The sequence below is a fragment of the Candidatus Zixiibacteriota bacterium genome (assembly GCA_036397555.1).
GTDB lineage: Bacteria > Zixibacteria > MSB-5A5 > WJJR01 > WJJR01 > DATKYL01.
Map to the genome: position 1 here is coordinate 39,733 of DASWIS010000008.1, position 21,724 is coordinate 61,456.

At 59.6% G+C, this 21,724-nt stretch carries 22 protein-coding genes and 1 tRNA gene; 12 read left to right on the forward strand and 11 right to left on the reverse strand.

Annotated features, from left to right (window positions below; translation table 11 throughout):
• Nucleotides 1-70: 70 nt before the first annotated feature.
• From VGB22_01550 to VGB22_01565, 4 genes are read right to left on the reverse strand one after another with little or no spacing between them, the layout of a single operon-like run.
• Nucleotides 71-1,468, reverse strand: coding sequence for a nucleoside recognition domain-containing protein (locus VGB22_01550; protein ID HEX9749963.1), 1,398 nt, complete (start codon nt 1,466-1,468; stop codon nt 71-73).
• Nucleotides 1,465-2,283 carry a FeoB small GTPase domain-containing protein gene (locus tag VGB22_01555; protein ID HEX9749964.1) on the reverse strand — a complete coding sequence of 273 codons (819 nt, stop codon included), beginning with the start codon at nt 2,281-2,283 and terminating at the stop codon, nt 1,465-1,467. The genes VGB22_01550 and VGB22_01555 overlap by 4 nt, the downstream gene beginning before the upstream one ends.
• Nucleotides 2,284-2,290: 7 nt before the next feature.
• Nucleotides 2,291-2,512 (reverse strand): FeoA family protein, encoded by a 222-nt coding sequence (locus tag VGB22_01560; GenBank protein ID HEX9749965.1) that lies wholly within the window; start codon nt 2,510-2,512, stop codon nt 2,291-2,293.
• A gap of 22 nt (nt 2,513-2,534) precedes the next feature.
• Nucleotides 2,535-3,020, reverse strand: a complete 486-nt coding sequence (locus tag VGB22_01565) for a metal-dependent transcriptional regulator (GenBank protein ID HEX9749966.1) — start codon at nt 3,018-3,020, stop codon at nt 2,535-2,537.
• Between the two features lie 228 nt (nt 3,021-3,248).
• Between VGB22_01565 and VGB22_01570 the strand changes: the two genes are divergently transcribed.
• Nucleotides 3,249-3,641, forward strand: a complete 393-nt coding sequence (locus tag VGB22_01570) for a VOC family protein (GenBank protein ID HEX9749967.1) — start codon at nt 3,249-3,251, stop codon at nt 3,639-3,641.
• A 6-nt stretch (nt 3,642-3,647) separates the two neighbouring features.
• Here the strand turns inward: VGB22_01570 and VGB22_01575 are convergent, their stop codons facing one another.
• Nucleotides 3,648-4,379, reverse strand: a complete 732-nt coding sequence (locus VGB22_01575; protein HEX9749968.1) for a glycosyltransferase family 2 protein — start codon at nt 4,377-4,379, stop codon at nt 3,648-3,650.
• Between the two features lie 76 nt (nt 4,380-4,455).
• Nucleotides 4,456-6,999 carry a DUF2723 domain-containing protein gene (locus tag VGB22_01580; protein ID HEX9749969.1) on the reverse strand — a complete coding sequence of 848 codons (2,544 nt, stop codon included), beginning with the start codon at nt 6,997-6,999 and terminating at the stop codon, nt 4,456-4,458.
• A gap of 161 nt (nt 7,000-7,160) precedes the next feature.
• On the opposite strand from VGB22_01580, the gene VGB22_01585 reads away from it, so the two are divergent.
• Entirely contained in the window at nt 7,161-7,439 is a 279-nt protein-coding gene (locus VGB22_01585; protein HEX9749970.1) for a hypothetical protein, read from the forward strand.
• 48 nt (nt 7,440-7,487) lie between these two features.
• Here VGB22_01585 and VGB22_01590 read toward each other — a convergent pair whose 3' ends face one another.
• Nucleotides 7,488-9,389 (reverse strand): tetratricopeptide repeat protein, encoded by a 1,902-nt coding sequence (locus tag VGB22_01590; GenBank protein ID HEX9749971.1) that lies wholly within the window; start codon nt 9,387-9,389, stop codon nt 7,488-7,490.
• A gap of 198 nt (nt 9,390-9,587) precedes the next feature.
• On the opposite strand from VGB22_01590, the gene VGB22_01595 reads away from it, so the two are divergent.
• From VGB22_01595 to VGB22_01605, 3 genes are all read left to right on the forward strand, one after another.
• Nucleotides 9,588-10,124, forward strand: a complete 537-nt coding sequence (locus VGB22_01595; GenBank protein ID HEX9749972.1) for an OmpH family outer membrane protein — start codon at nt 9,588-9,590, stop codon at nt 10,122-10,124.
• A gap of 46 nt (nt 10,125-10,170) precedes the next feature.
• The gene (locus tag VGB22_01600; GenBank protein ID HEX9749973.1) at nt 10,171-11,508 is read left to right on the forward strand and encodes a nucleotide sugar dehydrogenase; all 1,338 of its coding nucleotides are present in this window, start codon (nt 10,171-10,173) and stop codon (nt 11,506-11,508) included.
• A gap of 263 nt (nt 11,509-11,771) precedes the next feature.
• Complete coding sequence (locus VGB22_01605; GenBank protein HEX9749974.1) at nt 11,772-12,872, forward strand: MBL fold metallo-hydrolase; 1,101 nt, start codon at nt 11,772-11,774, stop codon at nt 12,870-12,872.
• Between the two features lie 81 nt (nt 12,873-12,953).
• Here the strand turns inward: VGB22_01605 and lepB are convergent, their stop codons facing one another.
• The gene (lepB, locus tag VGB22_01610) at nt 12,954-13,619 is read right to left on the reverse strand and encodes a signal peptidase I (GenBank protein ID HEX9749975.1); all 666 of its coding nucleotides are present in this window, start codon (nt 13,617-13,619) and stop codon (nt 12,954-12,956) included.
• A 234-nt stretch (nt 13,620-13,853) separates the two neighbouring features.
• On the opposite strand from lepB, the gene arsM reads away from it, so the two are divergent.
• The 7 genes from arsM (at nt 13,854) to VGB22_01645 (ending at nt 18,331) form a co-directional block, all read left to right on the forward strand.
• Complete coding sequence (gene arsM / locus VGB22_01615) at nt 13,854-14,621, forward strand: arsenite methyltransferase (GenBank protein ID HEX9749976.1); 768 nt, start codon at nt 13,854-13,856, stop codon at nt 14,619-14,621.
• Nucleotides 14,622-14,842: 221 nt separating this feature from the next.
• Nucleotides 14,843-15,556 carry a hypothetical protein gene (locus VGB22_01620; protein ID HEX9749977.1) on the forward strand — a complete coding sequence of 238 codons (714 nt, stop codon included), beginning with the start codon at nt 14,843-14,845 and terminating at the stop codon, nt 15,554-15,556.
• 43 nt (nt 15,557-15,599) lie between these two features.
• A complete protein-coding gene (locus VGB22_01625) occupies nt 15,600-16,346 on the forward strand; it encodes a phosphatase PAP2 family protein (GenBank protein HEX9749978.1) in 747 nt (248 codons plus the stop codon).
• A 144-nt stretch (nt 16,347-16,490) separates the two neighbouring features.
• Nucleotides 16,491-16,991, forward strand: a complete 501-nt coding sequence (gene tadA, locus VGB22_01630) for a tRNA adenosine(34) deaminase TadA (protein HEX9749979.1) — start codon at nt 16,491-16,493, stop codon at nt 16,989-16,991.
• A 40-nt stretch (nt 16,992-17,031) separates the two neighbouring features.
• Nucleotides 17,032-17,547: a hypothetical protein gene (locus VGB22_01635; GenBank protein ID HEX9749980.1), complete on the forward strand. Its 516-nt coding sequence runs from the start codon at nt 17,032-17,034 to the stop codon at nt 17,545-17,547.
• 89 nt (nt 17,548-17,636) lie between these two features.
• Nucleotides 17,637-17,723, forward strand: a tRNA-Ser gene (locus VGB22_01640).
• Between the two features lie 206 nt (nt 17,724-17,929).
• Nucleotides 17,930-18,331 (forward strand): hypothetical protein, encoded by a 402-nt coding sequence (locus VGB22_01645; protein ID HEX9749981.1) that lies wholly within the window; start codon nt 17,930-17,932, stop codon nt 18,329-18,331.
• A gap of 189 nt (nt 18,332-18,520) precedes the next feature.
• Here the strand turns inward: VGB22_01645 and VGB22_01650 are convergent, their stop codons facing one another.
• The 3 genes from VGB22_01650 to VGB22_01660 are packed head-to-tail and all read right to left on the reverse strand — an operon-like array spanning nt 18,521 to nt 21,711.
• Nucleotides 18,521-19,414 (reverse strand): type II secretion system F family protein, encoded by an 894-nt coding sequence (locus VGB22_01650; protein ID HEX9749982.1) that lies wholly within the window; start codon nt 19,412-19,414, stop codon nt 18,521-18,523.
• A gap of 12 nt (nt 19,415-19,426) precedes the next feature.
• Nucleotides 19,427-20,401, reverse strand: coding sequence for a type II secretion system F family protein (locus VGB22_01655; protein HEX9749983.1), 975 nt, complete (start codon nt 20,399-20,401; stop codon nt 19,427-19,429).
• On the reverse strand, nt 20,398-21,711 hold the full coding sequence (locus VGB22_01660; GenBank protein ID HEX9749984.1) for a CpaF family protein: 1,314 nt from the start codon (nt 21,709-21,711) through the stop codon (nt 20,398-20,400). Before VGB22_01660 ends, VGB22_01655 begins: the two co-directional genes overlap by 4 nt.
• Nucleotides 21,712-21,724 lie beyond the last annotated feature (13 nt).

The window sequence follows — 21,724 nt, forward strand, 5'->3', positions numbered from 1 at the left end:
CTCGAACAAGCGGCTAAATCTTTTTGTGGGGGGAATGATCAGTTGTAATGAAAGTCCGAGACAGATCGAACTAAACCAGCCCCAGCGCCCGTACCAACTGCGCTACTGCGAAGCAAACTGCAATGGCGATCGCCAGCGGGATGATCGCGGAGAGTGTCGACCACTTCACGGAAAGCGTCTCTTTGTAGATCGTGTAGATCGTCGTGCCGCAGGGATAGTGCAATAGCGAAAAGAGCATGACGCACACTGCGGTCAGCCATGTCCAGCCGTTTTGATCCACCAACAGCGTTTTGAGCTGCGACAGCGAATCGAGTTCCAGCATCGCGCCGCTGCCGAGGTAGCCCATGATCATGATGGGCATGACTATCTCGTTGGCGGGCAGTCCGAGGATGAACGCCATCAGGATGATGCCGTCTAATCCGAGTGCGTGGCCAAAGCCATCGAGTGCGCCGGAGGCGTGATACAGCAGCGCCTTATCGCCCACGAACACGTTGCCGAGAATCCATGTGATTCCGCCCGCCGGTGCCGCAACGATGATCGCGCGCCACAAGACTTTCAAGGTGCGATCGATGAATGCGCGCACGAAGATGCGTCCGAGTTGCGGACGACGATACGGCGGCAGCTCCAGCGTAAACGCCGATGGCAGCCCGCGCAGCATGGTTTTGGTCAGCGCCCATGACACACCCAGTGTCATGAACACGCCGATCAACACCAGCGCGACGAGTGCCGCTGCCGCGACCGTGGTCTGTCCCACGATGACCGCGCCGCCGATGAACAACGTCGCCATCGTGATGAGTGTCGGCCAACGTCCATTGCACGGCATAAAGTTGTTGGTCAGGATGGCCAGCATCCGTTCACGTGGCGATTCGATGATGCGCGTGGCGACAATCCCGGCGGCGTTGCAGCCAAAGCCCATCGCCATGGTCAATGCCTGCTTGCCGTGTCCGCCGGCGCGCTGAAAGAGGCGATCCAGATTGAACGCGACGCGCGGCAGATACCCCAAGTCTTCCAGAAACGTGAACAGCGGGAAGAAGATCGCCATGGGCGGGAGCATCACCGCAATCACCCACGCCAGGCCGCGATATACACCCAACACGAGAAACCCATGCAGCCATGCCGGTGAACCCAGCGACTCAAACAGCACCATCAGTTGCGCTTCGATCCAGAAGAGCCCGTCGGCCAACAGCGCCGAGGGAACATTGGCGCCGGCAATGGTCACCCACAAGATCGCGCCGAGGATGGCGATCATCGATGCCACGCCCCACACACGGCTGGTCACGATGCGGTCGGCCCAGTCGTCCCAACGCCAGGCGATGCCGCCGGGCTGGACACTTACCGTATGCGCGCTGATTTCTTCGGCGCGTCCGTAGAGGCGCTGCACGATCCGATCGACCATTCCGCGACTTTTCTGCCGCTTGGCGACCTCGCGCAATACGGTGAATCGGTCCTGGTACGGTGCGTGCGTCATGATGCCATGGCCCGTTCGGTCATCGTCGCGTCATCGCGACGATAGAACTGTTCGAGTTTGCCCAGAATGGAGTCGTCGCCTTCGAGTATGCGCAGCGCGATCCAACGGTCGGGCAGGGATGTGTGATTGATCTCCTGAATGCTGGGGACAATTCCGACGATCGCCGCCTCAACATCCTCGGAGTACACCGGCTTTTTCGGCGACGGCGACATCTGTCCGGTGACGATTTGATCGATCGCGTCCTTGAGCTCGAGGATGCCCCGTCTCGCGAGCGCTACCGTTCCGACAACCGGCAGGCCCAACTCCAAAGCCAATTCCTTCAAATCGACCCAGACATGCTTGCGACGCGCCTCATCGAGCAGATTCACACACACCACGATCCGGTCGCTCACCTCGGCGATCTGCAACACGAGATTCAGATTTCGTTCCAATGCCGTGGCATCGACGACGACGACCGTGACATCGGGATTGCCGAAACAGATGGCATCGCGCGCGACTTCCTCTTCGGGCGAGCGTGCCGACAGTGAGTATGTCCCCGGCAAGTCGACGACTTCAATGCGCTTGTCCCGGTGCGGATAGAATCCGCGCGCTTGCAGGACTGTCTTACCCGGCCAGTTGCCGGTGTGCTGCCTCAGCCCGGTCAGCGCGTTAAATACCGAAGTTTTTCCAACGTTGGGATTGCCCGCCAGGACGACGGTCGCGTCGGCGCTGCCCTCGCGTGCCAACTGGCCGCTGTCGGTCAACGGATTGAGCGCGCACGAGGAACACTGTGCGTCCATCATCGCCAGACTTTGAATCCCGATTGACTTTTTCACTGTAACATCAACCGTCGATGTGAATGCGCCCTGCATCGGCGCGTCGCAACGCAATCACCGCGCCGCGAATGCGATAGGCGACGGGATCACCCAAAGGACTGCGACGCAGCGCTTCCACGCGCGAACCGGGAATGAACCCCAAATCCATCAGGCGCCGCCGATCAGCGCCCTCCGCATCAAGTTTCAGAACCGATGAAGACTCCCCCAGACTTAAATCCAGCAATGTCATCTCCGTATCCTTCCCATTTTCATTAACTGCGCCAGCCGACTGTCTTTCCGTCGGGCAAATATGAAAACTCTCTGACTCTTGCGGATGCCTGTTGTCCGAACAATGTGAAGACCCGCCGCTGGTCCGCGCTGAGTTGATCGATGTACTCAAGGAATTCGTGCAGACGTTCCGCAGCCAGCGGCGAAAGTCCATGCTCCATCTGACAGGCGTCGCTATCGGCCTGCTCTTTGTCCAACCCCAAAATCTGCGTCAGAAACGAGACAATGTCGGAGTGCCGATGGGCAATGCTGGCGGCCGTGCGTGCGCCGCTCCGGGTCAGATGGATCAGCCCCCGGGCCTCATGGCTCACCAAACCCATCATCGCCATGCGTCGAACCGTGCGGGTGACCGTCGGCAGACGACATTGCAGGCGTTCCGCCAAATCCGTTGTGCGCACTCCGCCGTTGTCGGGTTTCTCCAGATGATAGATTGCCTCGAGGTAGTCTTCCTGTATCGCCGTCAAGTCCACGAGTTACCTCCGGGTAATTACCCTGCGCTAAGTATACTGCGCTGTGGGGGCGGAAGTTTGTGAATTTTTCGTCCCAGAGGCGCTGACATACAAAGTGATGTATGCCAATATCTTACGAATTGCTGAATGAGGATGCATTTCCAGGGTTTTCGTTCAAAACTACACAAACTAAGGGGGAGATTGCTATAGTGAGAAGTGAGGTGCACCGCACCCCGGAGGAGGCCAGCCGTGATTGCCATCAGTCGCATCGACCACATCAACATGCGTGTACACAACCTCAACGAATCGATGGAATTCTACCGGCGTAACTTCGGCTTCGAAATCAAAGAGGATCACGCGTCCGACTCTGAGCCATGGGTCATCATCGGAGTTCCCGACATCGCTTACCTGTGCCTGTATGAGCATCCGGGCAAATCAAAACCGACCGATGGGCTGACGATCAACCACTTCGGATTTGCCCTGAATGACTTTGATCGGGCACTGGAAATGCTGAAACGCAACGGCGTGGAGATTCTCTACGGCGGGGCGGTCGACTGGCCGCGGTCACGCTCGCTGTACATCAAAGATCCCAGCGGACACGAAATCGAACTGGCGGAAAAAGTCGGGGGCGGGCTGCAGTAAGCTGTCTCACTTCTTGATTCCCAGATACAGATACACCCATGGGCGCAGCATCGACCACCAGCCGGTCATCGCGCTGATCTTCGAGTAGTTTTTCATCGACGCAGGATACGTCATCGCCACCGGCGCTTCCGTAATCCGATACCCCAGGTTGATTGCGTAGTAGTGGATGTAGTACTCCATCTCATAGTGATCCAGCCATGGCTGCGAAATGTCCAGACGTGGGTCGTTGACAATCGCCATGCGATAGGCACGGTATCCGCAGGTGACATCGGTCCCCTCAAAGCCGGTCAGACGATTGATCAGCCACGTCACCGTCGGGATCGCTGCGCGCCGAAACAGCGGCAGGTGTTCGAAACGCCCGCCCCTGATGTACCGCGACCCCTGGACGTAATCGCACTCCCCGCTGCGGATCGGACGCAAGACGGCCGGCAAATCGGAGGGATGCATCTTGCCGTTGCCCGCCATCGAGACGAAGACCTCGTAGCCGTGGGCGTTGGCGTATTCGAATCCCGTCCGGAATGCGGCGCCGACCCCGCGATTGGTGTCGTGCCGAAGGTACGAGATTCCGAAATCACGAATGACCGACGCCGCGTCGTCGGTGGAGCCGTCATCGACGACCAGCACATCGTAGTCGCGGTCCTGTGGAAACCGTGCCAGCGTCTGCCGCAATTTCTCGCCCTCGTTGTAGACGAAAACACACACCAGGACGCGCCAGGAATGGGAGTCGGCATGCGACATCGGGAGTAGTATTCGCCGACCTGGGTGGCGTCGTCAGCTCTGTTTCAGTGGGTACTGAGTCGGCCGAGAGACCCGCCTACGAATCGCCGGCAGTGCGTGCGGCGCCGACCATCTGACGGGCCCGCTGATCGTTGGGATTGTACTCGAGCCACTTAGCCGATGCGCGGCCCGCCTGGTACGTGTTGCCGTGCCGCACGAGGAGATTGACGTAGTCCTGGTAGAACACACCCTCGGTCGGGTTCATCCAAAAGGCGGTCCCCAACGCCTCTTCGGCTGCGTCGTCATTGCCGGCGGCATCTTCCATCTTGCCGAGGAAGTACCAATACAAACGCGTCGACGGCATTTCGGACACGAACGCGCGAACCGTATCCAGACCATCCTGAATGACCTCTTGCGCGCGTGTGCTGTCACCGACTGCGTTCCAGTGTGCCGACATGAGTTGGTGCGTGCGGTAATACGCCGGGAATGTGGCACGCGCCCGGCTCAGCCATTGACCCCAGAGGGCCGTGTCGCCCTGTCGGCGATAGTGCTCGGCCACTCCGATCATCTTCTCCGGAAACGCGACGGCCAATCCGACCGCGTTGTCGTCCAAGCCGATCGTCGGATCGTTGTAACCGCGCATCAAAAAGACCGAATCCAGCAGCGCGGCGGTACCCTCATAGTCCTGTCCCGCCTGCTGCGTGTCGCGCACGACTTGCTGCGCCTGTCCGATCATCCGCGTACGATCCTGGAGCGGCAACCGCGACTTGCCGCCAGGCCCGGATGAGAAATAGACCGGACGCTCCCAGTTGTTATTGATCAGGACGTGCTCAACGATTTGGTGATTGATGGGAACGTAGCTTCCGTCCTTGTCGCGGTAAGCGAAGAGGTAGTGGCGGCTCTTTCCGACCGGATCATCGTACGGGTCGCGCGGCCGCTTCAGACCATCGAGTGCCGGATCGCTCACTGTCCACAGGATCTGATGATCGGTCAACGTGATGGGCAGGCCCCACTGATGCTTCATTTGATAGATGTACCAGTCCGTCTGCGCCAGCGAGAGGTTGACGACCGCGATGTCTTTGCGGACGCCATACACCTCCTGTATGCACCACACCGGAAACGTGTCGTTGTCGCCGGAGGTAAACAAAATGGCGTTCGGCCCGCAGGATTGCAGCAGGTTCCACGCGTAATCGTAGGGTGTGTGGTTGCGCGAACGGTCCGACGATCGCCAGTTCTCCGCCATCGTGCGCACCGGCAACAGCGCCGCCACGATGGCGATCGCGGCCGCGACACGACGTCCCCCCGCCGATGTCTCACCGATGCGTCCGGCCAGCGCCGCCAGCCCCAGCCCCATCATCATGCCGAAGATGATAAACCCCGGCGTGAAGAAGTAATCACGATTGCGCACCTCAAGGTAGGCATCGGGCATACGGGATGAGTAATGCGTGCCATCGGCAAAATTCATGTACAGGATCAGCCCGAGCGAGCCCAGCAGGAACAACACCGCGATCAGCGTTCCCCAGGGCATCCGCCTTCGGATCAGCCACAGGGCGCCATAGAAACCGATCAGCATCACAGGGATCATCATCCACCCGTCGAATCCGTATTGCTGCCGGAAGTAGTGGTAAAACCCCATGTGGGGATGTTCGCCGATCTGGTTGATCCACTGGCCGCGCCGTGTCAGCATCCGTTCAAACATACTGGTCTGGCCGTATTGTTTGCGCTCCAGGAAACCCTTGAACGACTCCAGCGTTTCCGGATCGTTTTCGTCGATCCAGGGGTCGTGCGCAGAGCGAATCGGCAAGTACAGGTGGGTTGAATAGCCGATCCAACCGCTGACCATGATCGCGGCAATCAGTCCCCATCGCGCCACATTGCGGCGATTCATTGACATCGCCACGCTGATGACCAGCCACAATCCGGCGACGATGACGAACAGCGTGATACTGCCGGCGACGAGGAACAGGGCGAAACCGGTCAACCAGAACCGCCAATCCCGGCGGAGGTCGGGCTCCACGGAGACCAGAAACAGAAAGATGGCCGGCATCGCCAGAAACGCGGTCATGTGGAATCCGATCGAGAGCATGCCCACGTATGCGATGGCGACCAGATAGCGGCCGCTGCGCGGCATCTGGCGACGGTCACTCCACCGCATCGCCAGCCACATGAGGATGAGGACACAAAGCATCGCCGGGCCGTAGGCCTCGGCCTCCACGGCGTTGTTCCAGTGGGTGTTCGAGAACGCCATGAACAGCGCGCCGGAGAATCCGCCGCACAAAGCGACAACGGCGCGCCAGGGTTCCAGCGGACCATCGTTTAGCTGCAGACCCGCACGGATCATGCGGACCAGGACCAGAAAGCCCAGTCCGGCCGCCAGCGCACAAGAAACAACCGAGACGTAGTTGACGCGAAGTGCGATATCCGCGGCAAAGGGGAGGATCGAGGAGACCCGCCCGATCAGGACAAGGAGCGGCGTCCCCGGCGGGTGCGGGATGCCGAGGATATAGCTGCACGCGACGAACTCGCCGCAGTCCCAGTACGAAAAAGTGGCCGCGACCGTCATCGCGTAGACGACGAACGTCCACACCGTGACAACGACCGCCAGTACCCGCCGCAGAAGGTTATATGTCCGCTCCGTCATCAACCCGGTTCCTGTTTCCGGCCTGTATCCCGCCCGTTAAGTCCCATGTGAGGACGCCGATAAGTCAAAGGTAGGGAAGGTAATTCGGCCGACCGGAGGCGGCAAAGCATTTCGCCGCCTGCGGGAAGTCCGAACCGACTCAAATCCCGGGGGAGGGTGCAATGCTGGCTTGGTGCGGTATCCTGTTTTCACTCGGTGTGCTGGCCTTCATGGACAGCCTGTTTAACTATGGCGAGATCTTTCGTCAGGTCAATTCCGTGCTCTTCATGCTGGTCTCGCTCGGACTTCTGGTGCGGACCACCATCAAGACACGGCTCCGGACGATGGAACGTCAGGCAGCGCAGATTGCCGCACAGGAAGAGGAATTGGCGGCGTTGCGTGAGGGGCGTCCGCATGGTTCGCGTCGTCAGACCGTCGCGTCGGTCGGCGTCGGCGAGTAGTCGCTCGTCGTCAGCCCGTCCGGGAATCACGCGGTTCAGAAGCATTCTTTAGGGAACGCCCATTGTCTGGAGGCGGCGTCGCGCCTCCTCGACGACGGGTGAGTCTTTGTATTCCGACAGGATCAGTTGATAGGCCGCCCGTGCCTCGCTGGCGTTTCCCAGCGAGTCGGCGTACAGGTTGCCGATCCGAACCCACGCGCGTGGCCGCAACGGACTGTCCGGGAACAATTCAATCAGCCGTTCACACGCACCGACCGCCTCCAGGAACCGCGACGTGGCGCCGAACACAGACGCCTGCTCCAACAAGGCATCGTCTGCCAACTGATTCGCGGAATCGGCAGCCAACGTTTCAAAGAGCGCGATCGCGGAGTCCGGCCGCATACGACGGACCTCCAGCCGCGCCGCGGCGTATTGCTTCAGCGACCAGCCCATTGCGTCGTTGCCCTCGCGCAGGATCATCGAGAGCCCCAGCGCATCGTTGACATACAGCCCGCGCGGGAACGATTTGACCAACTCCGTCAGTTTCGTCGTGCTCTCGTCGATATTTCCGGAGAGGAAGAGCAACTCGGCTCTCTTATAGGCGATCTCCTCGGCGATGTTCGTCGGCGGTGACTGCGCCGCCTGTGAATAGGCGCTGTCAGCGTCGGTGAGTTCACCGCGCATCACCGCCAAATCGCCCAGTCTCATCCATGCCAGGCACTGATCGCCGGCGCGGCCAGGCGTCGCCTCCAGCATGCGGAAGTAGTAGGTCTCAGAGGAGTCGAGCGCGCCCATGTGCAACCGGAAGATTTCACCGATCTCGTAGTAAACGCGTCCGCGCTCGCGCGGAAGCTGAATCTGCCCCGCCAGTGTTCGCAACAGGTCGATGGCGATGTTCGGACGTCCGATTTTCAACTCCGAGTTTGCCAGCGTCATGCTCACGCGCGTGCGCTCGCGGTGTTCGGGATAGTCGGCGAGAAACAGCGTCGCTTCGCGGCGCGCGGCGACGTAGTTTTTGACTTCCAGTGCCCGTTCGATGCCGAAGATGCGGTGCATGCCCGGTTCAGCCGAGAGGAGATCGGCCCGTCGGTATTCGGCGAACGCCGAATCGACGCGTCCCGACTCAAACAGCAAATCGCCGTACAGACGGCGCGCGTACTCATTGTCGGGCGCACCGCGCACGATGCGCTCCAACGATGCGGTGATCTCACCGGCGGCCTCCGGCATTTTGATCAAATTCGTCAGTTGTTTTTGAACAATGCGGCTGGCGCCCGGCTGTGCCTCGAGCCAGCGGAAGTATTCGTCGACGGCCGCCGCATACTCACGGCGCGCTTCCAGAAGGCGCGAGAGATCCTCGGCGAAGATGAGCGAGTCGCCCAGATCGATCCGGCTCTGACGGTAGACCGCCATCGCCTGGATGTAGTCACCGCTGCGCGCGTAACAGCGCGCGGCTGCCGCGCGTCGCTCCGGATCCTCGCGATCGGCCGCGATCATCCGATCGATGACATGACGCGCTGAATCTTCCGTTCCGCCCGCGAAGAAGGCATCGGCCATCTCCGAAAGCAGGATCACATCACCGGGACTGTCATCGAGTTGGCGCCGCAGGACGGACTGAAGTCCGGCATAGTTCTTCAGGCCGCGATAGGCACGCTTGAGCGATCCGGCGACCGCCTCATCGGTAGGGTCGGCCAGCCATAACGGTTCCAACACGTCGACCGCCTGCTCGAACTGCCCGCTCTGGATGAGCATCTCCCCCTGGACATGCCCCGGAGAAGAGCTTTCACCGCGTCTGCTTTCCCGTTCCAGGAGGCGCCGGATATTGATCCCGTTTTCGCCGGGGGTAATACGGATCGTGTCGACAATGACCGGCCGTTCCTCCTGTGCGGGCGATACCTCAGCGGACACCACGCAGATGGCCGCCGTCAACAACAAGGCGGCTCTGCAGATGATGGGGTTCGATGTTCCGGGCATGGGCAATGGCAGTCTGTCAGGGGGTTATATACGAAAAACGGGCCCCTCGTTCCGATAGTTTCCGTGGTCCTACGGCTGGTTTGGAGCCGTGCATTGCATATGGATTGTATCGGACGGCCGAGCGATCTTTTGGTGTCTCAACGGGTACCAAGGTCAATATCGATTAGACGGACCCACCAGACCCACGGAGGAGACCAGATGATATCAACGACGCGATTCCTCACACTCCTGGCCGCTGCGGCGCTGATTGCGGTGGCCCTGCCTTCCTTGAGCACGGCACAGGTGAAGATCGCCACCGTCGACGTACAGAAAATTCGTGACGGTGCGCCCCGTTTTAAGCAGGCGCTTGCGGAAATCGATGACATGGTGGCCGATTTTGAGGCGCAGCGCGACCAGAAGCGCAACGGGATGGACGGACTGGCGCAAAGCATGCAGGAAGCCACCGACCGTAACCAGGCATCCACAGTGGAGCGTCTGCGCCGGGAGATGACCGCCCAGTCACAGGACTACCAGGCATTCATGGATGAGACCTTCGGTACCGACGGTATCATTGAAAGCAAGTCCTCCGAGCTGTTGGCGCCGTTGTACGACGATCTGGCCGAGGCCGCCAAGACGGTCGCCAAGACTCAGGGACTGGATCTGATTCTCGATTTGGAGCAAGTCAATCCGTTGTACTCAAACAACGCGCTCGATGTGACCCAGTCGGTTTTGGATGAGTTTCTCAAATTTCGATAGTCCGAACGCCGCGGATTCGACCACATGATTGTGCTATATTGACCGTATGGCCATCACCCAGTCTCAGCCGGCCGCCCGCACCGGGCTGGAACTCAAGCTCGCGGAGCGCACCGCGCGGGTGACGATTGTGGGCCTGGGGTATGTCGGCCTGCCCCTGGCAGTCGAGGTTGCCAAATCGGGGCTGACGGTCACCGGACTGGAGGTTTCCGCCGAAAAGGTCGCACATGTGTCGTCGGGGAAATCAGATATCGACGACATCAACGATTCGGTGTTGGCGCCGTTGGTCCAGTCCAAAAAGCTTTCGGCGACGCTGGACGCGTCGATCCTCAAGGATGCCGACTGCGTTGTGATCTGTGTGCCGACCCCGTTGTCGAAGACCAAGGACCCGGATGTCACCTACATCGTCAACGCGGTCGATGCGCTGGTGCCGCACTTACACATGGACATGCTGGTCGTGCTCGAATCGACGACTTACCCCGGCACGACCGAGGAACTGATCCGACCCAAGCTTGAAGCATCGGGACTGACGGTGGGCAAGGATTTCTACCTGGCGTTTTCGCCGGAACGGGTCGATCCGGGGAATGTGCGCTTCGGCATCCACAACACGCCGCGCATCGTCGGCGGGACCACGCCTGCCTGCACACGGGTCGCCCGCGCGTTTTATGAAATCTTCCTCGAGACCGTAGTCTCGGTTTCCTCGACACAGGCCGCTGAGACCGTCAAGCTGTTGGAAAACACATTCCGTTCGGTCAACATCGGCCTGGTCAACGAGGTCGCGCTGATGTGCGATCGGCTCGGACTGGATGTCTGGGAAATCATTGAAGCCGCCGACTCAAAGCCGTTCGGCTTTATGAAGTTTTATCCCGGCCCCGGCTTGGGCGGGCACTGCATTCCGATCGACCCGCACTACTGGTCGTGGAAGCTGCGTTCGCTGAACTACTATGCGCGATTCATCGAGTTGGCGGGGGACATCAATGCGCACATGCCCGAATATATCGTCGAACGCGTCGCGCGCGTGCTCAACGAAGACGCCAAATCGCTGCGCGGCGCGACCATGCTCGTGCTGGGCGTTGCCTACAAGCGCGACATCTCCGACGTGCGCGAGTCGCCGTCGCTGGATGTCATTCACCTCCTGCGGCAGCGCGGCGCCGCTGTCTCGTATGTCGATCCGTATATCCCCGATGTCACGCTCGAAGACGGCACCGAAATGCGCGCAGTCGCGCTGACCGATGCCGCGCTGAAGGCCGCCGACTGTGTCGTCATCCTCACCGACCACACCGATTTCGACTACACACACATCTGCGCCACCGCACAGATGGTCTTCGACTCCCGCAATGCCACCCGCGATGTCCCCCCCGGGACCGGGCGGGTGTGGAAGTTGTGATTGGTCCCACCGTGCGTGACCATCAATCGCACGTGTTGTGTGGCCCGGACCTTGGGGCATGTTGAAAAGCCCTCACGTGACATTGGCACGTTTTTCGTGAACATTATCAACCGATCGTCATTCCGAGCGAAGCGAGGAATCTCCAACGAGTTGTCGGCAGCCACGCGCATCGAGACCCCTCGCTTCGCTCGGGGTGACATTGAAGTCGGTTTTTCCAACAGTTTCCTTGGTCCGGGTCTCTCAGTACGTGACAAGAGATTACAATGAAGTTGTTCCGCAGAATCATCAAACTAATGCTCCTGGCCATCGCCGCCCTCGTTGTCCTGGTGATTCTGATCGGCGCGACGCTCGGATACATGTTCTCCGCACCGGGATACACAGGGGAGGAGTCGGATCACTTCGATGGCGAACGGTTCGTCAATCGCGACACGGTGACGACTGAGCCGGGATTACGCGCCATTCTGAAATTCACTTTTCAGGAAAAGCGCGCACCCTGGCCCGACTGGATCGACAACACTGACCACCCACCGCCGCCCGCACGTGTCGGCAACGGCGATCTGCGCGTGACATTCATCAATCACGCCACGACGCTCATCCAAATGGACGGGCTGAACATCCTGACCGATCCGATCTGGTCGGAGCGGTGCAGCCCGGTGTTCTGGGCCGGACCCCGGCGCCATCGCGCCCCCGGTGTGACCTTGGAGAATCTGCCGCCCTTGGATGCGATTCTGATCAGCCACAATCACTACGACCACTGCGACATCCCGACGCTCAGGCGGCTTTCGGCCGCACATCCGCATGCGCGCGTCATCGTGGGACTGGGAGTCAAGGCGATGCTGGCTCACAACGTAATCGCCAATATTCAGGAGATCGACTGGGAAGACTCGTTGTCGCTGTCCGATGTCGTAGCCCTTCGTGGTGTCACGGCGAAGCACTTTTCGGGGCGCGGGTTTTTCGATCGCAACAAGACGTTGTGGCTCGGATATGTGATTTCAAGTCCGGCTGGGAATGTCTATTTCGCGGGCGACACGGGATACGGAGCGCACTTTCGGCAGATCGGCGAGAAATACGGGCCCATCCGGCTTGCGCTCTTGCCGATCGGCGCTTACCTGCCGAGTTGGTTTATGCGACCGGTCCACATCTCTCCATCCGAAGCCGTCGATGCGCATCGTGACTTGGGTGCACAGACGAGCATCGCGGTTCATTTCGGGACATTTCGTCTCGGTGCCGATGGCGAGACACAGCCCGCCGACGATCTGCGTCGAGCGTTGTCGGCACATCGCGACGTACGATTCTGGGTGTTGGATCAGGGGGAGGGACGGGATGTGCCGGCAGTCTCGTTAAGGAATGGCATTACGAGATAGGAGATTCCTCACCACTCCCCCGCACTGCGTGCGGGGTCGGGATTCGGAATGACATTACTCTTACACTTGATGAGCGAACAACTATAGTCCGGTGCCGATGCGGTCGGAGCGCAGCCGCTTGGTGAAGTTGATGATGTTATAGCCCGGTATGGTCAACAGCGGCAGAATGTACGGGCTTTCCCACTTCGGTGCTGCGGGGTCGGGCGCCCACGACCAATAGATGAACATCGCCTTGCCGTGCAACCACTTCTTGTCGAGGAATCCCCAGTCGCGTGAATCGCGCGAGTTGTCGCGGTTGTCACCCATCACGAACAAGTGCCCTGGTGGAACTACGGTCGGCCCGAAATTGTCCCGATTGGATAGATATCCGGGGATGGATTTTGGGTCCTCGAAGGTGACCTGTTTGGGAACATTCTCGGGCTCATCGTCGACGTAGACGACCTTGTTGCGGATTTCAACTTTCTGGCCCTCGACTGCGACACACCGTTTGACGAAGTCCTTCGACGGATTCAACGGATACTTAAAGACGATCACATCCCCCGGCTCCGGATCGCCGAAGTGGTAGGCCAGCTTGCTGACCAGCACGTAATCGCCGGGGATGAGCGTCCCCTGCATCGAGTCGGTGGGTATACGGTAGGCCTGCACGACAAATGCGCGCAGCACGACCGCGATGATGAGCGCCACCAGGACTGCTTCGAAATAGTCCCGGAGCGCCCCTTTGTCCTTGCCCCGTCTTGAGTTGCCCATAGTCCCCCGGAACGGGGGCGGATACGACCCGTCCCGCGCCCTGTACTCTATAATCGGACAGATTGGCTCGCGCATTTAGCTGGTCATTGCGCCCTGATCGGGCTTGGCGGACGCTGCCATCAGCAATGCCGGGCCGGGCGGCAAACAGCGGTTGCGAACAGACGGGCCGTTTGACTGTTTAAATCACTTGGGGAGCCACCGTCAGTTAGATAGCCTAAAGTTCAGGGGGAGTTGATGACCGACGCTGAAACAATCCGAAAGGCCGTAAAGTCCAAGTACGCCGGCATCGCAGAGGGCGTCCGGTCCGGGTGTTGCGATTCTGGGGCATGTGGCGGGCCGATCACCAATCTCTCGCCGGGATACGCCGTCTCCGAACTGGCCGAGGTCCCGCGAGGCGCCGACCTCGGGCTGGGATGTGGCAACCCGGTCGCTTGGGCTCAGTTGGCAGTCGGAGAGGTCGTCATCGATCTTGGTTCCGGGGCCGGAATCGACTGCTTTCTGGCGGCGCATCAGGTCGGTGACCGAGGCATGGTCATTGGCGTCGACATGACTGAGGAATTGCTGTCGGTTGCCGAGGCGAACGCGATTAAGGGGGGCTACTCGAATGTTGTTTTCCGCCAAGGGAACATCTCACACCTCCCGGTCGAGAGCTCTGCTGCCGACGTCGTTATCTCCAATTGCGTGATAAACCTGGTCCCCGATAAGAGGGAAGTCTATGGCGAGATATACCGCGCACTGAAACCGGGGGGGCGGTTCATCGTGTCGGATATCGTCGCGCACGGCGTCATACGCGAGGAGCTTCGTAACGATATGGAACAGTGGGCCGGATGCGTGGCCGGCGCCATGGACCGCGATGAATATCTGGCGTTGATCGCGCGTGCGGGGTTTGAGCGTATCGAGGTCAAATCCGAAGTTGCGTACGACTACAAACGTACCGACGAGTTCTGGCTCTCCTCCATGACGGTCATGGGGTATAAACCCTCGCCTGAAGTATCGGCCTGACCCGGTCGTAGACTCAGACCGGTCATAGGCACCTCCGTGCATTCTTTCGACGGAACTCCTCATCGCCCCGCGTTTATTACGGCGAGAAATAGCGGCATCTGCGGGGCCATTTTCACCTGGCCCGATATCGTACGGAACTCTATTCATCAGACAGCGAAAACACTGCGTAAAGCTCTGTAACGGCATCACGCGATCATCGAATCGCGAAGGAGAACCCAACGATGAACACCGCATTGATCACCGGCGGGAGCGCCGTCATTCTCGCCGCAACGCTTGGATGCTCCAGGAGCTCGTCGCCGAAGATCGACTATGACCCGGAGATCGACCCGGCGAATTTCGTCGAGACAGTCGACAACACATTCCTCCCGCTGGCACCGGGAACCACCTTCATCTTTGAAGGCGAGAGCGACGGCGAGACCGAACTCAACAAGGTCGTCGTTGGCCATGAGACGGTCGAGATCCTCGGCGTGACGTGTATTGTCGTCTACGACAGCGTCTGGGTTGACGGTGAACTCGTCGAGGCGACCGAAGACTGGTTTGCACAGGATGTCGACGGGAATGTCTGGTACTTCGGCGAAGACTCAAGGGAAATCGAGAACGGACAGGTCGTCAGCACCGAGGGATCATGGACAGCCGGAGTCGATGGCGCCAAGCCGGGCATCGTCATGCAGGGCGATCCACAGGTCGGGCAAAAGTACCGCCAGGAATACTACGTCGGTGAAGCCGAGGATGAGGCCGAAGTGGTCGCGCTCGATGCTGCAGTCACAATCGACTATGGAATGTTCGCGGGATGCCTGCAAACACTGGAGTGGTCACGTTTGGAGCCGGGTATCTCCGAAGACAAGTATTATGCTGTAGGCGTCGGCCTGATTCTCATCGAGTCGTCCTCCGGGGGTGACGCCCATATTGAGTTGACCTCGGTCACATCCGAGTAGGCATCTGGCGGTGATTCGGGATCCGGAGCAGGGAGGTGGTCTGATGGTGAATGTGCCGCCCACGAGCGTTCCGAGGACGTTGAAGGCGGCGCTCGCGATGGCTGTACTCGGCTGCGCGTCGGGCAACGCATGGGCGCAGTATTCGCCCTCCCACGAACGTGTACCGTTTCGGTATGAGCGAAGCGTCGCTGCGCCGATCACGAGCTACTTCAAACCCCTGGCGATCGGTGCGATGTTGACCGTGTGGTCGCTTCGGTACGATCTGACTTCAAACAGCAGGTTTGCCCGCGGATTCTGGGAGACTGATCTGGTTGATGTCGGCGATGCCTATGGCAATGGCGGCTACCTCAGCGCGATGGGCGCTGGATTTTGGGGATTGGGAACGGTCCTTGGCGATACGGCCATGCGGCACACGGGCCAGGCGGTTCTCACCGGTATGCTGCTTGACGGCATCTGTGTCACCTCTTTGAAACTGGCGACACAGCGCGAGCGGCCCGATGGATCGGATCGCCGATCGTTCCCTTCCGGGCATACATCCGGCGCTTGGACCGTCTCCACAATCCTTGCCCGGCGGCATGGTCCCATGGTAGGGGTTCCGGCCTATACGCTCGCGTCGCTGACCGCCGTGGCGCGCATGGAGGACAGCCGGCATTATCTCTCCGATGTCATTGCCGGAGCCACGATCGGGTTCGTGATCGGACGTATCGTGACGCGTCATCACACAGAAGCCGGGTTGCCTCTGTCCGCCCAGTTCGATGGCCGCAGGGCGTCATTCGGCCTTGCTTTCTAATTCTCGCCACGCGGGGGCACGTGGCAGGCACATATGAGTGTGTCCAAACGGGCGATAAGACTGATTCTCAACCGCGCCAGCCGTATTCGCCGTTGCCGTACTACGCTTCGATGACTAACCTGCCGTCGAAGCCGGGATGTATCCGTGGTTATCGAAGCCGTCAAACCGCCATTCGATTTCGAACGCGATGCCCAGTTCATGTGGCAGGCGCTGCACGAGGCGCAGCAGGCATTCGATGAGGGAGAAGTGCCGGTCGGCGCCGTCGTCGTGGCCGACGGTATGGTCGTCGGGCGCGGGCATAATCAAACCGAACGGCTCGGCGATCCGACGGCCCATGCGGAGATTCTGGCCATCGGCGCTGCATCGGAGCACTTCGAGTCGTGGCGGCTCCTGGGCGCGACCTTGTACGCCACCATCGAGCCGTGCGTGATGTGCGCCGGTGCTTCGGTGATGGCGCGCATCGAACGCATCGTTTACGGCGCCGCCGACCCGAAGTTCGGCGGGTGCGATTCGATATTCCGCATCCCGACCGATCCGCGGCTCAATCACCGCGTCGAGATCCTGCGCGGTGTGCTGGCCGATGAGTGTGCGGCGATCATGAAAGAGTTTTTCGCCGGACGTCGTGCACGCCAGAGTCAGTCGTAAGGGCACGGCGTGCCGCGTCTGCGGACGGGTACGAAGTACCATGCACTCACGATACTCATCCAATCCTTCTCGCGATGCGTCGTACGATGACCTCGCGCTGCGCATCACCAAGCTCGGATTGCTGATTCATCTGATCGTGCCGGTGCTGATCGTGGTCGCCGCGTACATTCTGCGGCAACAGGGCATGGGAGTCGAACCGGCGGCACGCGGTGATTCGTACATGTTCATTCTTTTCGTGTTGCTGGCGGTGGCTCTCTCCGAGCCGATCGTGGCGTTCTTCCTGCGACGTCTCCTTTTGGCGCCCGAAAAAGTACGATCACTGATCGGTCAACGTGCCGCGCTTGAGGCGCTCTTTGTGCGGACATTCCTCATCGTGTTCTGCATCGGGGCGACACCGATCGTCTACGGCGTCGTGCTGCTGTTTTTGGGGGGCCAGATTACCGACGTGGTCGGATTCGCTTTGATCACACTCGTGTCGTATCGCTTGCTGCGTCCCGATGCGGAGTTTCTGGTTGGAGTCGTCAAGGCGGCCTCGACGCCCGCTGTGACTACATAGTCGCGCTCAGTTTCTCAACAGCGACTCTCGTTTTCCTCAAACCGCAAATCACCTGACTTTGGCGGTCGAAGTCGTCTATATTCGCCGCCGGAGAGGTGCCGGAGCGGTCGAACGGGGCGGTCTCGAAAACCGTTGACCCTTTACGGGGTCCGGGGGTTCGAATCCCCCCCTCTCCGAATCGTGACTGATTCCTTCCCAAGTCGTTGTGAGGCATGCTCCATGAGTCGGAGAGGAACTTACTCTCCTCTGTAACGCGACGTGAAACCCCAGTATCCGTGACTCCAAATCGCTCAGGGGATGTCGCATGCCCAATACCGGGACGAAAGGTGGATTCTGAGTTACGTATCCGGACGAATTCTGTCGCACTTCTATGATTGGACAGATGCTTTCTCATTATCGTATCACCGCCAAGCTCGGCGAAGGCGGCATGGGCACAATCGTCATACAACTGCTTAGGTGCGCGAAAGAGCCCAACCAAGTCAGCCCCGAGGAAAAGTCTCAGACTCTCCATAGCCCAACCACTGCAATTGCTGCCATGGAAACTATGGGGACGGCGTCAATCGACGCCGTTGATCACGGTCCGAAGCCGTGGCGGATTTCCAGGAAAATCTCCTGTGCGCGTGGAGTTCTATTAATGGACAGCGGGAGTGGTGCACAAGATGGGAACTGGAGCCGGCGCTACGCTCAGGTCTTTGAACTCGAACGGGCGAAGCTGAACCGGCGCCCCGATTCCGTTACAATAAACGCGGTCAATGCCACGCCGCACCCATTGCAACGTGGTTGAGCGGCTGGAACAGACGGGACCGTGGCCCGTCGGACATCGCAGGTCACGACGGCGCTATCGCTTCATATCGCGATCGCGATTGATTCGATTCCGACGCCGGGTGTACCATCCGATACCCAGTACCGCCGCCAGCACGATGAGTACGATGTTCAGTGTGTTCATGTGCTTCTCCCTTCTGAAGGCTCCTTGCTACCGCGCGACGTCCGTCAGTGACCGATACAGTGAAATCGCCGCCGGGCCGAGAATCACTACCAACAGCGCAGGGAATATGAAGAGGATCAGAGGAAACAGCAACTTAATCGGCATCTTCTGAGCGTCCTCCATGGCGCGCTGGCGACGCTTGGTGCGCAGAATCTCCGCCTGCACGCGGAGGACTTCGGCGATGCTTGTCCCCAGCTTGTCGGACTGCAGGAGCACGGTGGCCAAAGACCGCAATTCATCGACACCGGTTCGGAGCGCCAGGTTTCGAAACGCGTCGGCACGGCTCAATCCCAGAAAGAATTCCTGATTCAGAATACTGAGTTCCGCCGATAACTCCGGGTACGTCTGGCGCATTTCCTTGGAGATGCGTTGAATCGCCGCATTGAGACTGAGGCCCGCCTCGACGCACACGATAATCAGATCGAGAACATTGGGGATCGAGCGCTGGATGTTCGCCCGGCGTCTTTGCACACGGCCACGGACAACCCAGTATGGCAGGGAGAAGCCGCCCAATGCCGCACCGGCCGGAACCAGGATTCTCATCGCCCCTTGGCTTATGAACTCACGTTGGAACCAGAACGCAATCCCCCCCAGTATGAGAGCGCCCAGGACCCTCCAGAACCAATACCATGCTTTCGCATGCAAACCACGGAAACCGGCCCGGGTCAAGTCTGCGCGCAGCGACGTGTACGACGCCGGGTCAATCGCGATCAGGAGAGACGGCGATCCGGCAGCGGAACCTTCGCCGGCGACTATGCCATCCTGGACATCGCGCAGACGCCTCTCGATCCGATCACGTGATCGCGAAAAATACAGCAGGACCGCGATCAACGCACTGAACAGCGCCGCAAATATAATGATGGCAATGACGGTTATCGACACGGTCGCATCTCATCAATACCGCAGGCGCACGATCTGCCGTATGGCGAACACGCCGATCACTTGCAGGACAACCCCGGTCACGATCAAATAGATTCCGACGGGATCTTCGAGAAGTATTTTCAGGTAGTCCTTGTTCATGATTTGTATCATGATCGCCAACGCAATGGGCAACATGATCAGAATCGTCCCCGATAGCCGTCCCTGGGCCGTGTGAATCCTGATTTCGCGACGCAGCGTGAATCGCTCGCGAATCATCCGTGCCAGCAATCCGAGAATCTCAGCCAGATTGCCGCCGGTCCGCCGCTGGATCGAGATGGCCGTCGTCATGATGCGCAAGTCGTCGCTGGGCATGCGCCGGGTCATGTTGTCCAGGGCCGAGACAAAATCGACGCCCAATTCCTGCTCCTCGTACGTGATGGCGAACTCCGGGCCAACCGGCTCGGGCATTTCCTGCGCCACCAGACTCAGAGCGGATTCGAGCGAAAAGCCGGACTTCAGCCCATTGACGATCAGATCGATCGCCTCAGGAAGAAGTTCTTCAAATCGATCGATGCGCTTGTTGCGACGCCAGGACAGCCACATGAATGGGACCGGAATCACGACCAATGCCGCCACCACTCCCAGGAGTCGCGACGCGGTGACCAGCGATACGGCGAGACCGGCGACACTTGCCAGCGACAGCGATGCCAGGATCATCGCACCCGCGCGGATCGGCAGTCCGGCCTGATCGATGTAGTCTTGCAGCTTGCGCGCCGACGCCATACCCGACAGGAGCCGGTCGAGGAAGGGGATATGACTGTAAGATTGATCGCGCAGGATGAGGTATTGCTTTTCCGACGATTCGGCCTTTTGCTCGACGACCTCGCGCATGCGCTCGCGCAATCGGCGGTTGCGCCGGGCCAATCGTTCGTAGGCAATCAGGAATACAGCCAGCAGCAGAAGAAAGATTGTCGCAAAAATGACGATGGCGATATGCGTCATTGTCATGATGGCTTCTCAACGGGATCGAACAGTTCCTGAGCGAGATAAATCCCGGCCCCCGCAAGTTGGCTCATTGCCTTCGGACGAATGCCGCTCGGTCGAAAGCGTCCGAGGATCCGGCCGGTCTCATCGACACCCTCGCGCTCGAACCGGAAGATCTCCTGCATCGTGATCGTATTCTGCTCCATGCCGGTTATTTCCGAAATCGATGACACACGTCGAGTGCCGTCGCTGTACCGCGACACCTGGATCACCAGATTGATGCTGCTGGTGACCAACTCGCGAATGGCGCGTCCCGGGATATCGATTCCCGACAGCAGCATCAGAGTTTCCAGCCGCAACAGGCAGTCGCGCGTGCTGTTGGCGTGGATGGTTGTCAGCGACCCGTCATGCCCGGTGTTCATCGCCTGCAACATCTCATAGATTTCCGCACCGCGGACCTCGCCGATGATGATGCGATCCGGCCGCATGCGCAGCGCATTCCGCAGCAGATCGCGCTGCGTGACGGTTCCGCGTCCCTCGATGTTCGGCGGGCGGGTCTCCAGTCGCACCACGTGCGGCTGCTGCAATTGCAACTCGGCCGAGTCTTCGATTGTCAGGATGCGCTCATCGCTGGGGATGTAGGCCGACAGGATGTTAAGAAGCGTCGTCTTTCCGGAGCCCGTACCGCCCGAGATGATGATATTCAGTTTCGATTTCACCGCCGCCGTCAAAAACTCGAATATCGACGCGGTGATCGAATTCCGCTCCAACAGATCCTCGATTCCGAGCACGTTGGTGCGGAAGCGACGAATCGACAGCATCGGACCATCGAGCGCCAGCGGAGGAATGATTGCGTTGACGCGCGAGCCATCTTCCAACCGCGCATCCACCATGGGCGACGCCTCGTCGAGACGGCGCCCCACACGGCTGACGATGCGATCGATGATTTTCATCAAGTGTTCGTTGTCTTTGAAACGGGTCTCGGTCAGATAGAGTTTTCCGCCCTCCTCGATGTATACTTTCTCGTAGCCGTTGACGAGGATATCCGATACCTCGGAACGCTTCATGTACTCTTCGAGCGGACCCAGCCCCAGGATCTCATCCTGGATTTCCGATATGAGACGTTCCTTGACGTCGGGGGCAAGAAATGTGCCCTCCTCGGCCAGCAAGGCCTCTGTCACGCGGCCGATCTGCGAATAGAGGACGTTGCGATCGACCGTGATCAGAACGGAGAGATCCAGTCGATTGATCAACGACTGGTGCAGATGCGCCTTCAGTTCGCTGAAGGTATCGCGTTTGCCCGGCGGAGGCGGAGGCGGTGTGTCGGATGTCACTTCCCCCCGCTGT